The sequence below is a fragment of the Paraferrimonas haliotis genome, from assembly GCF_002282895.1.
Classification (GTDB): Bacteria; Pseudomonadota; Gammaproteobacteria; order Enterobacterales; family Shewanellaceae; genus Paraferrimonas; species Paraferrimonas haliotis.
In genome coordinates this window covers 22,881-38,045 of record NZ_NRRB01000009.1, presented here as the reverse complement: position 1 = coordinate 38,045, position 15,165 = coordinate 22,881, and the positions used below count along the sequence as shown (strand labels likewise).

The 15,165-nt window shown below is 47.1% G+C and carries 12 protein-coding genes; 8 read left to right on the top strand and 4 right to left on the bottom strand.

Annotation, left to right across the window (positions count from 1 at the left end; genetic code table 11):
* Positions 1-37 precede the first annotated feature (37 nt).
* Positions 38-1,453: a glutaredoxin family protein gene (locus tag CLC91_RS14205; protein WP_095499212.1), complete on the bottom strand. Its 1,416-nt coding sequence runs from the start codon at positions 1,451-1,453 to the stop codon at positions 38-40.
* A gap of 184 nt (positions 1,454-1,637) precedes the next feature.
* On the opposite strand from CLC91_RS14205, the gene CLC91_RS14200 reads away from it, so the two are divergent.
* From CLC91_RS14200 to CLC91_RS14185, 4 genes are all read left to right on the top strand, one after another.
* Complete coding sequence (locus CLC91_RS14200; RefSeq protein WP_233132637.1) at positions 1,638-2,261, top strand: LysE family translocator; 624 nt, start codon at positions 1,638-1,640, stop codon at positions 2,259-2,261.
* A gap of 205 nt (positions 2,262-2,466) precedes the next feature.
* Positions 2,467-4,185 (top strand): acetolactate synthase 3 large subunit, encoded by a 1,719-nt coding sequence (locus tag CLC91_RS14195; protein WP_095500573.1) that lies wholly within the window; start codon positions 2,467-2,469, stop codon positions 4,183-4,185.
* A complete protein-coding gene (gene ilvN, locus CLC91_RS14190; protein WP_095500572.1) occupies positions 4,185-4,682 on the top strand; it encodes an acetolactate synthase small subunit in 498 nt (165 codons plus the stop codon). The genes CLC91_RS14195 and ilvN overlap by 1 nt, the downstream gene beginning before the upstream one ends.
* Before the next feature lie 15 nt (positions 4,683-4,697).
* On the top strand, positions 4,698-6,020 hold the full coding sequence (locus CLC91_RS14185; RefSeq protein ID WP_095499209.1) for an MFS transporter: 1,323 nt from the start codon (positions 4,698-4,700) through the stop codon (positions 6,018-6,020).
* Here CLC91_RS14185 and CLC91_RS14180 read toward each other — a convergent pair.
* Positions 6,001-6,897 (bottom strand): LysR family transcriptional regulator, encoded by an 897-nt coding sequence (locus CLC91_RS14180; protein ID WP_095499208.1) that lies wholly within the window; start codon positions 6,895-6,897, stop codon positions 6,001-6,003. The two genes, CLC91_RS14185 and CLC91_RS14180, sit on opposite strands and share 20 nt — an antisense overlap.
* A 115-nt stretch (positions 6,898-7,012) precedes the next feature.
* Here CLC91_RS14180 and hppD point away from each other — a divergent pair, with 115 nt between their 5' ends.
* A complete protein-coding gene (gene hppD / locus CLC91_RS14175) occupies positions 7,013-8,044 on the top strand; it encodes a 4-hydroxyphenylpyruvate dioxygenase (RefSeq protein ID WP_095499207.1) in 1,032 nt (343 codons plus the stop codon).
* Between the two features lie 188 nt (positions 8,045-8,232).
* Positions 8,233-9,324 carry a ketoacyl-ACP synthase III gene (locus tag CLC91_RS14170; protein ID WP_095499206.1) on the top strand — a complete coding sequence of 364 codons (1,092 nt, stop codon included), beginning with the start codon at positions 8,233-8,235 and terminating at the stop codon, positions 9,322-9,324.
* 40 nt (positions 9,325-9,364) lie between these two features.
* Here CLC91_RS14170 and CLC91_RS14165 read toward each other — a convergent pair whose 3' ends face one another.
* The gene (locus CLC91_RS14165; protein WP_095499205.1) at positions 9,365-9,940 is read right to left on the bottom strand and encodes a C40 family peptidase; all 576 of its coding nucleotides are present in this window, start codon (positions 9,938-9,940) and stop codon (positions 9,365-9,367) included.
* 85 nt (positions 9,941-10,025) lie between these two features.
* Positions 10,026-12,047: an oxidoreductase gene (locus tag CLC91_RS14160; protein ID WP_095500571.1), complete on the bottom strand. Its 2,022-nt coding sequence runs from the start codon at positions 12,045-12,047 to the stop codon at positions 10,026-10,028.
* Positions 12,048-12,216: 169 nt separating this feature from the next.
* Here CLC91_RS14160 and sppA point away from each other — a divergent pair, with 169 nt between their 5' ends.
* A complete protein-coding gene (sppA, locus tag CLC91_RS14155) occupies positions 12,217-14,064 on the top strand; it encodes a signal peptide peptidase SppA (RefSeq protein WP_095499203.1) in 1,848 nt (615 codons plus the stop codon).
* A gap of 83 nt (positions 14,065-14,147) precedes the next feature.
* Positions 14,148-15,161 (top strand): asparaginase, encoded by a 1,014-nt coding sequence (ansA, locus tag CLC91_RS14150; RefSeq protein ID WP_095499202.1) that lies wholly within the window; start codon positions 14,148-14,150, stop codon positions 15,159-15,161.
* The last annotated feature ends 4 nt before the right edge of the window (positions 15,162-15,165 follow it).

Genomic DNA, 15,165 nt, shown 5'->3' with positions numbered 1-15,165 from the left:
CGCCTAAGGCGCCTTTTTTAAGCAAGCTTGCGGTTGGCTACTTGCTTTGCACAGAGCGCTTAATCTTAGTGATCACAAAGGTGGCAATAATCGAGAATAAGATTAGTCCCACCGAGAACACCACATTTTGCAAAGCGTTTGGATCAAACACCAGCATTGAGCCTAAGCCAAGCATCATAATGCCCGACATGAGTTTCAATACTTCACCTTCTTTCTCGGTTAGTTTACGTTTACCCAGTGTGGCTGAGAAGACAATGACAATTGCCGCCAATGGAATCACGTAAATAACGTTATAAGCAATCAAGTACATATAACGCTCGGCAACGTCAAGGTTCGACATGGATAACACTGAGGTAAAGATCATTGGGAATCCAGCCGTACACAACAGCTCGTAAGCGTTCGCCAAAATCGCCAAGACCGTGGTACCGACTATCATAGTGGCCAGTGAACTGGCCTTAGAGAGCTTACCCATGCGTTTAATTAATCCACCCCGGTTTTCCACCGACATGGATAAACTCACATCCCCCCGACCATAAAAGAAATCTTTTATGTTAATCGCCGCCGCAACCAGCGCCAGTAAACCGGCGGCGGTGATGATCCAGCCGCCATTGTCATCGCCAAGGAACATGAACAAGTTCAGCCATGCCGTCATGAAAATGAAGTAAATGAAGCCCGAGAAGAAAACAAAGATTCCCCCTACCAGTAACATCCGTCCACGACTGCCTGCATTCACCATAATACTCAGTAAAAACAACAATACGAAAAATGCACATGGGTTAAAGGCATCAACCCCAGCTAGAACCAAAGTTAATACTGGCAATGACATTTTTTCTGGATGCACCGCACCAATCAGTGGAATATCTACTGGTTGCACGCTGGGCGTTAACGCAACGTCAGTATGTTCGTCCAAATCAAGACCACAGCCTGCGCCACCGCTTTCTTCCGTTTCAGAGCTGCAGGTGGCAAACAGTCCAGCGTCTTGGCCAGCGTTATCAGCACTTGTATCCGCAGGCGCTTTCGCCGCACCTTGTTCTGGGTTGCCGCCCAGCGCTTTGTAACAAGCTTTCAAGCGGTCAACGATGTATTGTCCAGTCACTTCATGGCTGTTGTAGCCAGCTACCGCTTCTCCGCATACCGCAAAATAAGGCACCGAGCGCGGTTGCATGTTGGTCATGCCACCCACTTCCATGAGCTTTTCGCGAGTGCCTTGGTCAGCAATAGAATAGGATTTTAGATTAACCCAAGGATATTGATTCGGAAGATCATCAATAAACGGATGGGCTTCTTTACAATGAGGACAGGTTGGCGACCAAAAGAAATACAAATTGACTTGAGTTTGTTCGGTTTTGGCGTCGGTTTGATACCAGGTATGGTTTGGATTTTCGAACGCTTGGGAGGGCAAGCTGATAAGGCTTGTGACTAACACCAAAGCGCTAACAAGGATTCTAAACATAGAGGCTTCCTAGGTACGGTAATCTTCTTCCTGCTATGATACGCCTATGACCAAATAGTTTAATTGAATGAGTCAATTACGTGGGCAAGCTCTCACTTTTTTTATCGCCTGTTAAGCAAATTGAGTGACTTCTGAAAAAGAGCTGGTTATTCTGGCTGCGTTTTGTCACTACAGAGTAATCAAAGTGTGGGTTGAAGCCTCCGTTTTAGCGATTTTTATTCCAACCTTTTTGTTTGTATCCGCCACCCCTGGCATGTGCATGACCCTAGCCATGACGCTCGGCATGACCATAGGTGTTAAACGAACCTTATGGATGATGATCGGCGAGCTGGCGGGCGTGGCCCTGGTCGCCATTGCAGCGGTAGCCGGCATTGCCACCATGATGTTGCAATTCCCGCAACTCTTTAGTGTCTTCAAATACGCTGGCGGTGCCTACCTACTGTACTTGGGCATACAAATGTGGCGCTCTCGTGGGCGCATGGCCATTAGTGACGACCCTAAACAACCCCAAGTCACTGGCCGGCAACTCATGTTGCAGGGCTTTGTAACTGCAGTGGCCAACCCTAAAGGTTGGGCATTTATGATTTCTTTGTTGCCTCCTTTTCTTGATCCCAGCCGCCCAATCAGCGGCCAAATGATGGTGCTACTAAGCATTATCATGATGACCGAATTAAGCTGTATGTTAATGTACGCCAGCGGCGGCAAAGGGCTGAGATTGTTTTTAAGCCAAAGTGCTAATGTGCGCTTAATGAATCGAATCGCAGGCAGTTTAATGATGGTTGTTGGTGTATGGTTGGCCGTCGGCTAACACCCCCTTTATTCAAAGACAAAGTGCTGTGTTAAGTCCTTTTCACGCTCGCTTATATCAAAAGCCTTTCTTTTATAACTAAAAATCTTCAACTTAGTCGAAAATATGCTCGATAAATGTTGTTTTTTCCTTATGATGAAACAAGAGCTAAAAATAACATCGACTCACTTATCCAATAAAAGCAAGCAGTAGAAGGTAGCAGACCATGGAACAACTTTCCGGTGCCGAAATGGTAGTACGCTCACTCATTGATGAAGGGGTGAAAACCCTATTTGGTTATCCCGGCGGCTCTGTGCTGGATATTTACGATGCTCTGCATCAAAAAAGTGAGATTGACCATATTCTGGTGCGCCACGAACAAGCGGCGGTGCACATGGCCGATGGCTACGCTAGAGCTACCGGCGAAGTGGGTGTTGTTTTGGTAACCTCGGGCCCCGGCGCCACCAATGCCATAACAGGCATTGCCACCGCTTACATGGATTCCATTCCGTTAGTGGTGTTATCAGGGCAGGTTCCATCGAACCTCATTGGAAATGACGCTTTTCAAGAATGCGATATGGTGGGCATCAGTCGCCCCGTTGTCAAACACAGTTTTTTGGTAAAAGACTCTGAACAAATTCCTCAGATTCTAAAAAAAGCATTTTACTTGGCCAGCTCCGGTCGCCCGGGCCCTGTGGTGGTGGATTTGCCAAAAGACATGCTCAATCCAGCCAATCGTTTTAACTATGAATACCCACAATCGATAAAACTGCGCAGCTACAACCCCACCTTGCAAGGCCATAAGGGCCAAATTAAACGGGGTCTCTCAGCCTTGCTGGACGCCAAGCAACCGGTACTTTACGTGGGCGGCGGCGCTATTATGGGCGAAGCTTCAGAGCCGCTAATTAAACTCGCAGAGCTGTTGAATGTGCCGGTGGTCAACACCTTAATGGGGTTGGGCGCTTTTCCCGGCACACACCAACAAAACTTGGGCATGCTAGGCATGCACGGCACCTATGAAGCAAACTTGGCCATGCACAACGCGGATTTAATCTTTGGTATTGGCGTTCGTTTCGATGACCGGACCACCAATAACCTTGAAAAGTATTGCCCTAATGCCACCATTTTGCACATCGACGTTGATCCCTCTTCCATATCGAAAACCGTCAACGCGGATATTCCAATTGTTGGCTGTGCCCGAAACGTACTTTCAAGCATGCTAGAGCAGCTCATTGAAAATGGCGGCAGCAACGATGAACAAGCCATAACGCAATGGTGGAGTAAGATCGAGCAATGGCGTAAACGCGACAGCCTCGCGTATGACAGCAGTGGCGATCGCATCAAACCGCAGGCGGTTATTCAGCAACTGCACAAACTGACTAACGGGGATGCTTATGTTGCTTCTGATGTGGGGCAACACCAAATGTTTGCGGCGCTTTATTATCCGTTTGACAAACCCAGACGTTGGATTAACTCCGGTGGTCTTGGCACCATGGGGTTTGGCTTGCCGGCGGCGATGGGAGTAAAGATGGCCTTCCCAGATGAAACCGTGGTGTGCGTAACCGGTGACGGCTCCATTCAAATGAATATTCAAGAGTTGTCCACCGCTTTGCAATACGACACCCCGGTGGTCATTATCAATTTGAATAATCGCTTCCTTGGTATGGTGAAGCAATGGCAAGACATGATTTATCAAGGAAGACACAGCCAAAGTTACATGGATTCGGTGCCTAACTTTGTCAAAATTGCTGAAGCATACGGCCATGTTGGTATCAACATTAATACACCAGACGAATTAGAAGCCGGTTTGACCAAGGCGCTCGCCATAAAAGACAAACTCGTGTTTGTTGACATCAGCGTTGACGAGTCGGAACACGTCTACCCTATGCAAATCCGTGGTGGTTCCATGAACGACATGTGGTTAAGTAAAACGGAGCGTACCTAATGAAACGAATTGTCTCACTATTAATGGAAAACCAACCCGGCGCGCTATCTCGGGTTATCGGCTTGTTCTCGCAACGGGGCTACAATATTGAATCCTTGAGCGTGAGTGCCACTGAAGATCCAACCCTATCGCGCCTAAACATTACCACGAACGTCGACGAACAAGCGTTGGAGCAAATTGATAAGCAGCTGAACAAGCTCATTGACGTTCTCAAAGTGATGGACATTACCGAGACCGAACACATTGAGCGGGAAATTGCCTTAATTAAAGTGAAAGCGAACACCGCCAGTTTAAAAGATGAAGTACAACGCTTAACCGATATTTATCGCGGACAAATAGTAGATACCACCACCCAGCTATATACGGTTCAATTGGCCGGCAGAACCCGTAAGCTCGACGCTTTTATTCAAGCGATAACCGGTGTTTGCGATGTTGTAGAAGTCTCTAGAAGTGGTATTGTAGGGCTATGTCGGGGTGAACGCTCGTTACGAGCATAAAGGTTAAGGGCTGGCGTGAACAACCAATTTTCTTTGCTAAAGCAGCAACGCTTTCTGCCTTTTTTTGTCACTCAAGCTTTAGGCGCATTCAACGACAATATATTTAAGAATGCGCTGTTGCTATTTATAGCCTTTACCTTGGCCAACAACCCTCAAAAATCGGCGCTGCTTAACAACCTCGCAGCGGGTTTGTTTATCCTGCCCTTTTTCTTTTTCTCGGCCTTGGCCGGTCAAGTGGCCGACAAATACCCAAAGCATCGTCTAATTCAATTGTTAAAAGTAACCGAATTGGTCATCGCAATCGCAGCCTGCTGGGCGTTTCACCAGCAAAACCTTTGGGCGTTATTGCTGTTGTTATTTCTGATGGGCAGTCAATCAGCGTTTTTTGGTCCGGTTAAATTCTCGATACTGCCCCAACAACTTAAGCCCAGTGAATTACTCGCTGGAAATGCGCTGGTAGAAATGGGTACCTTTGTCGCTATTTTGGGGGGCACGATTTTAGCGGCCATCATCTTTGGTGCAAATCAGGTTGTTTTTTGGATCAGCCTATCGTTAGTGGTGTTTGCATTGTTTGGGCTTATGGCCAGCTTTTTTATACCTTATGCTCAAGCAGACCACCCTCAGCACAGGTTGCAATTTCATCCTATTCGAGCCTTTAAAACCAACATAGCCCTAGCCAAAACGAACCCGTCCATTACCTTGGCCATCATTGCCATCAGTTGGTTTTGGTTTATCGGCGCAACGATATTGACCCAAATTCCCGTCATTTCGCAGCAGTACGTGAGCGAGCATCCTCAGTGGGTCAGCGTATTGCTGGCAAGCTTTGTAGTGGGCATAGCGTTAGGCTCGCTGTGTTGTCATTGGTTGCTAAACGGTGCGATTACACCAAAACTGGTGTTGCCAAGCGGCGTGGCCATTAGCATCATCCTTATGGATGCCGTAAGAGTACTCTCCACTATGCCTGCGCTTGCAAAGTCACCAACCTTATCTATGCTCGACACCTTAAGCCAATGGCCGCAACTCAACCTAATTATCGATTTAACCGCGTTAGCATTTTTTGCGGGCTTGTTTGTGGTGCCGCTGCAAGCCATGCTGCAACATCACTCGCCCGTGCATTTACGCGCTCAAATTATTGGCTGTAATAACGTCTTTAATGCCTTGTTTATGGTGATGTCCGCCGTCATTGCAATGGTTGTACTGGGGGTATTAGGCTTGGCGACCCCGGTTCTTTTAGGCATGACGGCCATCATTAACTTAGTGGTGTTACTTTGGTGTTTTGCCTCCATTAAACGCCGTCAAACCATAGCAAATGAAGGCGTTAACTCAAGCTCGCAGTAAATTCATCTAACAACAATTGTCGCAACAATTGACCGGCTTTCCCTAGCGGTTTGTTTGGGTTTTGAACCAATTTGGGAGTAAATGCATAACTTGACCTGCTGGCATAATCTAACTTTACTAAACTGCCGTCTGCTAATTCGTCCTCAATCAAATATAAGGGCAGCCAGCCATAGCCGAGCCCCATTACCAGTGCTCGCTTTTTGTCGTCAAACCCAGACAAGTAAAACACCCGTTCTGAGTCAAACTGGAGAGGGTCTACTCTGGCGTCACCGCCCTTGGCACTGTCGAGAATAGTGAGCTCAAGGTGACGTTGTAAGTCGCTTAATGTTAAGTTGGATTGGTTGGCCAACGGGTGCTGACGACTGGCCACTAATAGGCTGGTAATTTCGGGTAACGATAAAGTTTGATAATCTGGGTGTGGTTGATAATCCAACACCAACATAAGATCAGCATTCGCTTGTTCAAAACGTTGCTGAACTCCTGACAAAAACTCCATTTTTAGTTGAACACGAGTGGTTAACTGTTGCTCTGAAAGTACTTTAATGGCCCTCATTACTGGAGCTGTAGGCAGCGCACCGTCAATAATAACCTCTAAATTAGCTTCCCAACCTTGGCTAAAGCGAAACGCCATTTCTTCAATGTGCTTGGCTTGTTGCAATAACCGTTGCCCCTCCGCAAGAACCGCCTGCCCTTGCTCAGTCAGCACCGCCCGGTAATGGCTGCGATCAAACAACACTAGATTGAGCTGGCTCTCCAGTTTTTTAACTTGGTAGCTTACCGCAGACTGCGCCTTATGCAGACGTTCCGCCGCTTTAGCAAAGCTCCCTTCTTCTACTAATACCTGTAATACGACAAAGGCTTCCAGATCGAGACGCATAACACCATCTAAATATTCGATTAAGATGAGCTAAAGTTTATTCTTTAATTTGTTCGAAAGCCATCCTAAATTAGATCCAGATCAAATAATTATACAAACATGTAGGATATAACCCATGGCAGATGCTCAAAACCCCGTTGGTTTACTTGGAATCGAATTCACCGAATTTGCCAGCCCAGATTCCGATTTTATGCACCAAACCTTTATCGATTTTGGTTTTTCAATGACTCACAAAGCCAAAGGCAGTGACATCTTTTATTACAACCAAAACGACATTCACTTTCTCTTAAACCGCAAGCACGATGGCTTTGGATTGCAGTTTGCAAAAGACCACGGTCCAAGCATTTGCTCCATGGGTTGGCGCGTTGAGAATGCCGAATTCGCCTTTAACGAAGCGGTACGTCGCGGTGCAAAAGCCGCTGATCCAACCCAAACGGATCTGCCCTACCCAGCCATTTACGGCATTGGTGATAGCCTGATTTACTTTATTGAGCCAAGCACGCAAATGCTGAAAAATGAGTTTGACGCCTTAGCGGAACCTTTGTTAGTTCAAGAAAAAGGATTCATGGAAGTGGATCACCTTACCAATAACGTCTACAAAGGCACCATGGCACATTGGGCTGATTTTTATAAGAACATCTTTGGTTTCACTGAAGTGCGTTATTTCGACATTAATGGCGCTAAAACCGGCCTTCAGTCTTACGCACTGCGTTCACCGGATGGCAGTTTTTGCATCCCAATTAACGAAGGCAAAGACGACGATAAAAATCAGATTGACGAGTATTTACAAGAATATAAAGGGCCCGGTGTGCAACACCTGGCTTTCCGATCCCGCGATATTTTGGATTCGCTTGATGCAATGGAAGGCACAGCCATTAAAACCTTAGACATTATTGACAGCTATTACGAAGAAGTGTTCGATCGGGTTCCTGGTATCACTGAAGATCCAAAACGCATCAAACACCATCAGGTGTTAGTGGATGGCGATGATTCCGGTTATTTATTACAAATTTTCACACGTAATTTGTTCGGTCCTATTTTTATCGAAATTATCCAACGTAAAAATAATCTCGGATTCGGTGAAGGTAACTTCCAGGCACTGTTTGAGAGCATCGAGCTGGATCAACAACGTCGCGGTGTTTTGTAGTCAACTGGGTTAACTAGCACAGTTTTATTACAAAGCTGTGAACTTTAGAGGGTTGAGTATTTACTCAACCCTTTTCTTATGGGGCAATTAGCGGTACGCTACGAGGATCAATTATCTGACGCCATGGTCTACTCTAAAAGAAGACCAATTCGTGACGTCTTAAGGCGAACCTGTAGAGAATTTTTATTATGCCGAATGCAATGATCACTGGCTGGGGCAAGTGTGTACCACCTTCTGTGCTAACCAACGATGACTTAGCCACATTTATGCCTACCAGCGACGAGTGGATTTTTTCTCGTACCGGCATCAAGCAACGACACATCTCGCATTTACCTACCTCAGAGATGGCCGTTGTTGCGGCCAAAAAAGCGTTAGCTGCCGCGGGTAAGAGCGGTGCTGACTTAGACATGATAATTCTAGCCACCTGCTCTCCAGATACCTTAATTCCAAACATTGCCGCTACTGTGCAAGCGGAAGTGGGTGCCAATTGCCCGGCCTTTGACATTAATGCGGCCTGCTCTGGCTTTTTGTTTGGGTTAGGCATGGCCACCGCTCAAATCGAAAACGGGCAATGTAAAAACGTATTGGTTATTGGTGCTGAAAAGCTAAGTTTCTATATTGATTGGTCCCGTCGTGAAACCGCCGTACTGTTTGGTGATGGTGCTGGAGCGGCACTATTTGAAGCCACTGATAGCGATGCCGGTGTGCAAGCCTATGCATTAAATAACGATCCCGCAGGGCGAGAAATTCTCAAAGCCAGTTTCGGTGCCGGTATCGACAAAATGGACACCGAATCGTTAAATTTCCATCTACAGTTTGAAGGTCGAGAGATTTTCAAGCGAGCCATTGCCGGCATGGGCGGCTTAAGCCATCAGGTCATGACCAAACTCGGCTTATCGCAAGATGACATCGACCTCGTCATTCCTCATCAAGCCAATGAGCGCATCATTGATACGTTAATCGGTAAAATGAAAGTGGATCCAAGCAAGGCGTTTAAAAACATTGCTAACTACGGTAATACGTCGGCTGCCACCATTCCTATCGCGATATGCGACGCACTGGAACAAGGCCGCATCAAGCCCGGGCAAAATGTGCTCAGCTGTGCCTTTGGTGCTGGATTAACCTCAGCGGCTACCGTGATTAAATGGGGCGATAGAGTAACACCGATCGCCGAGTCGGACGCACAGTTGTCACCCTGTGAGCAAACGCCGTTAGAATTGATTGAAAAGGCAGTAGCTCATTACTACAAGCTTAATCCTTTGCCGGATGAGGCCAAGTAGCCATTAAACTACCCATGCCGCGACTTGTTCGCGGCATTTTTTATGGGCGCTGGCATAGGTCCCAAAACAGCGGTTGTTTCGCTTTGGCACTGACCAGGCAGTTGAGCTGGCTAAAATCTCGTACTTTTCTGTTTTCGCCGGTTAAAGCCCAGTAAACGTAACGATGACAGTTATTTTCAAACAAGTGATAGTCTTTCACCTGATACAGCGTGCTACTGGCTCTTGTTACCGTATCCTCGCTCAGTCGGATGGGTTGATGATAGCGATTACAGCACACAAAAATGCGCTTACCGCTGCGTTGACTTAAAAAGCGCTGTTCGCTAACGCCTCGAATGAGGCCACTGCCGTGTAACTCGGCAATATGCCCTTCTCCGAGCCAAATTCCGGTATGCTCCACCACACCATAGACATGACAAGCCACCAAACTGCCTGGCTCAGGCGCTACCTGACTCAGTCCCGAATGCCACTCTGACGGCAACGTCAACGCGGTTTGCTTGCGATCAAGATTTTCATCCCAACGGCGTCGTTGTTCAAGCTGTCGCCGTTGAGCTTGCGAATCTGCTACGAACGCGGCTCCCAACAACCCAGCTCCTAACCAAACAATCGGAAGTGCCATGCAAACGTCTCCACAAAAAAGCCTAGCTTAACCATAATCAAGCTAGGCTCGTTTTGCCAAAACGGCTTTGTAACTAAGTTTTAATTTATATCGTCATCGCAAGCGTCGCAGCTTGTCGGATAGCGCGCTTAGCATCCACTTCTGCCGCCACATCAACCCCACCAATTAAATGCACGGGTAGGCCCGTTTGTTCCATAGCCTGTTGCAAGTCTCGATTGGACTCTTGACCTGCACACAGCACCACATTGTCGACTTCTAGCAATTGCTCTGTACCGTCGATGGATATATGCAAACCGTTATCGTCAAACTTATGGTAGCTGACCCCAACGTGCGCCTTAACACCATGTTGTTTTACGACACTGCGATGAATCCAACCTGTGGTTTTTCCTAAGCCTTTACCCGGCTTGCTGGTTTTACGTTGCAATAAGTGAACTTGTCTTTGCCCGTGGGGTGCTGGCTCTGGCTCAATTAGCCCGCCACGCTCGCTAATGGTAGCGTCTATGCCCCATTGTTTGCGCCACCGCTCTAGATTGAGCGAGGATGACTGCCCTTGTTCACACAAGAAATGAGCCATATCGAACCCAATACCACCGGCACCAATGAGCGCAATGCGATCACCAAGCTCCGCCTCGCCCTGCAATACTTGTTGATAGCTATATACTTTATCGCTATCAAAACCCTCAACCTCAACTTTGCGAGGCAACACCCCGGTCGCCATAATGATTTCGTCAAACGTCTCCTGAGCCAGCACCTCTGGCGTGAGCGCTGTATTGAGTCGCAATTCAACACCAGTAGCCTTAATTTGCTCGGTAAAGTAGCGAATAGTTTCGTCAAACTCTTCTTTTCCAGGGATTTTTCGAGCGAGGTTAAACTGCCCTCCCACTTCCGCTTTAGCTTCAAACAAGACCACTTCATGGCCTCGCTCTCTGGCGTATAAGCTAAAGGCCATGCCCGCAGGCCCCGCCCCCATAACCGCTAAGCGTTTCGGAGTGTCGCTTTTTACAAAATTAATTTCAGTTTCATAGCACGCTCGCGGATTCACAAGACAAGTGCTGCGCTTTTGCGAAAAGACATGATCCAAACACGCCTGATTACAACCAATGCAGGTATTAATCAGCTGGCTTTGATCAGCTTGGGCCTTGTTCACAAATTCAGGATCGGCGAGAAACGGTCGCGCCATGGACACCATGTCCGCTTGCCCCGAGGCAATGACTTGCTCTGCAACCTCGGGCGTATTAATGCGATTGGTGGCCACTAACGGCACCGACACCTCGCCTTTTAGGCGCTCGGTTACCCAACTGAACGCGGCTCTCGGTACAGAGGTGGCGATGGTGGGAATTCGAGCTTCGTGCCAGCCAATACCGGTATTAATGATGGTAACACCAGCCGCCTCAAGCCATTTGGCCAATTGCACCACTTCGTCCCAGTTCGAGCCTTTATCAACCAAGTCCAGCATTGATAAACGAAAGATAATAATAAAATCTTTGCCCACTTTTTCGCGAATGGCTTTAACGATGCTCAAAGGGAACTGACAGCGTTTCTCGAAGTTCCCGCCCCAAGCATCCGCACGGTTATTGGTGCGAGCACAAATGAATTGATTAATTAAATACCCTTCTGAGCCCATGATTTCAACGCCATCATAGCCCGCTTTTTTCGATAGCGCCGAGCTGTTAGCGTAATCCTTAATGGTCGCTTTAACTTGACGATCGGACATAGCGGACGGTGTGAAAGGGTTTATTGGCGCTTTAATTTTACTTGGTGCTTGGTTAAACGGGTGATAACCGTAGCGGCCGGCGTGCAGTATTTGCATGCAAATCTTGGTGTCGTATTTATGCACCGCCGCGGTTACTTGCTTGTGCTTTTTTACTTGCCAAGGAAAACTGAGTTGGCAACCGTTGGGTGCCAATCGGCCACGAAAGTTTGGGGAAATGCCTCCGGTTACAATAAGACCCACACCGCCTTTAGCCCGTTCTTCATAAAACGCCGCTAATTTCTCAAAGCCATTTTTCTCTTCTTCTAAACCGGTGTGCATAGAGCCCATTAATACTCGGTTCGATAGTTGAGTAAGGCCTAAGTCCAACGGGCTTAACAATTTCTCAAAGGCCATAACTTCCTCTGCCAATTCTATTTATTATTAGGTGAGCATACCGACACTTGTCTGACCACTCAAGTATTAACAATTGAACAACGTTAAAAAGTGCTTACAAATTCTCATAAGCATTTTTTCTTGTTTCTTGTACCATAAACTAAGGAAAACCTTATTTGGACATTGCTTTATGGATCGTAAACCCTCTGTGGTCGTTAACGTATTTAAGTTTCTGTGGAACTTGATCAATACCACCCGAAAATTGATTTTAAACCTCATATTTTTCGGCATACTGGCTGTCATATTAGTTGCTGCTGGCTCAGGTGAAGACAAGTTGCAACTTAAAGACAGTCAAGCCTTGGTGTTAAACCTTAATGGCTCCCTTGTAGAACAAAAGCGCTATCAAGACCCATTTGAAGCAATTTTGGCACAGAGCAATGGCGATGGCGTAGAAAATGAAATATTGATCAGTGAATTGGTTTACGCCATTAACAACGCCGCAGTTGACGATCGCATCACCGCGTTAGTTATTGCACCAGGTTTGATGCACTCCACCGGATTAAGTAAACTCCATCAAGTTGGTTTAGCCATTGAAGCCTTCAAAGAAAGCGGCAAACCGGTAATTGCGGCTTCGAAGTGGTATAGCCAAGCTCAATATTATCTGGCCTCCTATGCCGACGAAATATATTTAAACCCAATGGGCGCCATTGGGTTGGAAGGCTTTGGCGTTTATCGCATGTACTACAAAGAAGCCCTAGAAAAGCTCAAAGTAAATGCGCATGTATTCCGTGTCGGAACCTATAAATCGGCCATCGAACCCTACATTCGCAACGACATGTCCGAACCAGCAAGAGAAGCTAACCAACAATGGTTAGACGAGCTTTGGGGACATTATTTAGATACGGTTGCAGCTAATCGCTCAGTAGAGGTAAGCGCATTTCCTACTGCCGAGCCTGAGCTGCTTAAAGCACTCAACGAAGCCGGCGGCGACACAGCGCTCATGGCAAAGAACCTAGGTTGGGTCGACGAACTGATGGTGACTCAGCAATTTAGAGATAAAATGATTGAGCTTGTTGGTGAAGATGATGACCACTCTTATGAACGGGTTGGGTTTCAGGCCTATTATGATCTGGTAAAACCGACTGAAAACCCGGTCAGCAACGTTGATGAAATTGGCTTAGTGGTTGCCAAAGGTACCATTCAAAATGGCAAGAAACCTGCAGGACAAATTGGTGGCGAGAGCACCGCAGCCCTGCTTCGCAAAGCCCGCTTTGACGATAACATTAAAGCGGTAGTGCTGCGGGTAGATAGCCCTGGTGGCAGCGCCTTCGCCTCGGAAGTCATTCGCCAAGAAGTACTGGCTCTTAAAGCCGCCGGTAAGCCGGTGGTTGCGAGCATGAGCTCTGTAGCAGCATCTGGTGGTTATTGGATTTCAGCAAGCTCAGATTATATATTCGCGAACCCAACAACCATTACCGGATCCATTGGCATTTTTGGGTTCATCCCCACCTTTGAAGATTCTTTGACACACATTGGTGTACATACCGACGGCGTTGGTACCACTGACTTTGTCGGTTCAGGCCCCGCTACCGGCTTAAGTGATGCCATGAAAACCAACATTCAAATTCAAATTGAAAAAGGGTATCGCAACTTCTTAGAAATCGTAGCCGAAGGGCGAAATATGACTCCGGTGGAGGTGGATAAAATTGCTCAAGGGCGCGTGTGGACCGGCAGCAAAGCCTTGGAGTTAGGCTTAGTCGACGAGCTCGGTGATATTGACCAAGCCCTAGCCAAAGCGGCGTCTTTGGCTGACTTGGAACAGTATGACACTAAGCTGATTGAAAAAGAGCTCACCAAAGAGCAAAAGCTGGTACAGCAATTTTTCGCCGGCGCGCAAGCATACTTGCCTCAAACACAGCCGTCGCAAAGCGTAGCTAAGAAAATGTTAGCGCAAGTTGAACAGCAATTTGAACGCCTGCAGCAGTTTGATGATCCAAGCCATGCATACGTTCTATGCGAGGCTTGTATCAACGATTAATCTATCGTTAATCTCGTATCGCTAAGCCGAGTATTTGTCAGTATAATTCACACATCTACTCGGCTTTTTAGTATCAAACCTTTATGACTCAAGCATCCATTTACGTCGCTTACACCGGTGGTACGATAGGCATGCAGAAAACCCCTCAAGGCTACGCGCCCGTGGCTGGTTTTTTGACTCAGTGCATCAAAGACATGCCAGAGTTCTATCATCCAGATATGCCCAGTTTTACCATTTCTGAGTATGCGCCATTGATTGACTCGTCGGATATGTCGCCACAAGACTGGCAGCGCATTGCCGACGATATAAAAGCCAATTATGACCACTACGACGGGTTTGTGATTCTTCACGGTACCGACACAATGGCCTTCACTGCCTCGGCGTTATCTTTTATGTTGGAAGGATTAACTAAGCCCGTGATTGTGACCGGCTCTCAAATACCGCTGGCTCAACTTCGTTCTGACGGTCAAACCAATCTACTGAATGCGCTTTATATTGCGGCACAGTATCCCATTGCTGAAACCTGCTTATTCTTCAACAACAAGTTGTTTCGAGGGAATCGCACCACCAAAGTGCATGCTGATGGCTTTAACGCTTTTGGCAGCCCGAATTATCCGGAACTGCTGGAGGCGGGTATTCAAATTCAGCTAAAGGCCGGCGAATTAAGCCAGCAATCCCAAGACAATCAACTGACAGTGCAAACCATCAAACCGCAACCCATTGGCGTGGTTACTCTGTATCCTGGAATATCGGCTCAAGTCATCGACAATATACTACAACAACCAGTTAAAGCCTTGATATTACAAAGCTATGGCGTTGGTAATGCGCCACAAGATAAAAACTTATTGAGCCTGTTAAAACAAGCCTGTGAGCGCGGCATTGTCATCATAAACCTGACGCAATGTCTGCAAGGTAAAGTTAATATGGAAGGTTACGCTACCGGCAATGCCTTAGCCGCTGCCGGAGTGCTCAGTGGCTTTGACATGACCACAGAAGCGGCGTTGGCTAAATTGCATTATTTGCTCTCCAAAGACTTGCCTGTGGCAAGTATTAGAGCGCAAATGCAGCGCAGTTTGCGCGGTGAATTAACGCCCTAATCAA

Excerpts from the sequence above, each read along its gene's own strand:
- CLC91_RS14205 (WP_095499212.1), bottom strand. The coding sequence starts at position 1,453 with ATGTTTAGAATCCTTGTTAGCGCTTTGGTGTTAGTCACAAGCCTTATC.
- CLC91_RS14195 (WP_095500573.1), top strand. The coding sequence starts at position 2,467 with ATGGAACAACTTTCCGGTGCCGAAATGGTAGTACGCTCACTCATTGAT.
- ilvN (WP_095500572.1), top strand. The coding sequence starts at position 4,185 with ATGAAACGAATTGTCTCACTATTAATGGAAAACCAACCCGGCGCGCTA.
- CLC91_RS14180 (WP_095499208.1), bottom strand. The coding sequence starts at position 6,897 with ATGCGTCTCGATCTGGAAGCCTTTGTCGTATTACAGGTATTAGTAGAA.
- hppD (WP_095499207.1), top strand. The coding sequence starts at position 7,013 with ATGGCAGATGCTCAAAACCCCGTTGGTTTACTTGGAATCGAATTCACC.
- CLC91_RS14170 (WP_095499206.1), top strand. The coding sequence starts at position 8,233 with ATGCCGAATGCAATGATCACTGGCTGGGGCAAGTGTGTACCACCTTCT.
- CLC91_RS14165 (WP_095499205.1), bottom strand. The coding sequence starts at position 9,940 with ATGGCACTTCCGATTGTTTGGTTAGGAGCTGGGTTGTTGGGAGCCGCG.
- CLC91_RS14160 (WP_095500571.1), bottom strand. The coding sequence starts at position 12,047 with ATGGCCTTTGAGAAATTGTTAAGCCCGTTGGACTTAGGCCTTACTCAA.
- sppA (WP_095499203.1), top strand. The coding sequence starts at position 12,217 with ATGGATCGTAAACCCTCTGTGGTCGTTAACGTATTTAAGTTTCTGTGG.
- ansA (WP_095499202.1), top strand. The coding sequence starts at position 14,148 with ATGACTCAAGCATCCATTTACGTCGCTTACACCGGTGGTACGATAGGC.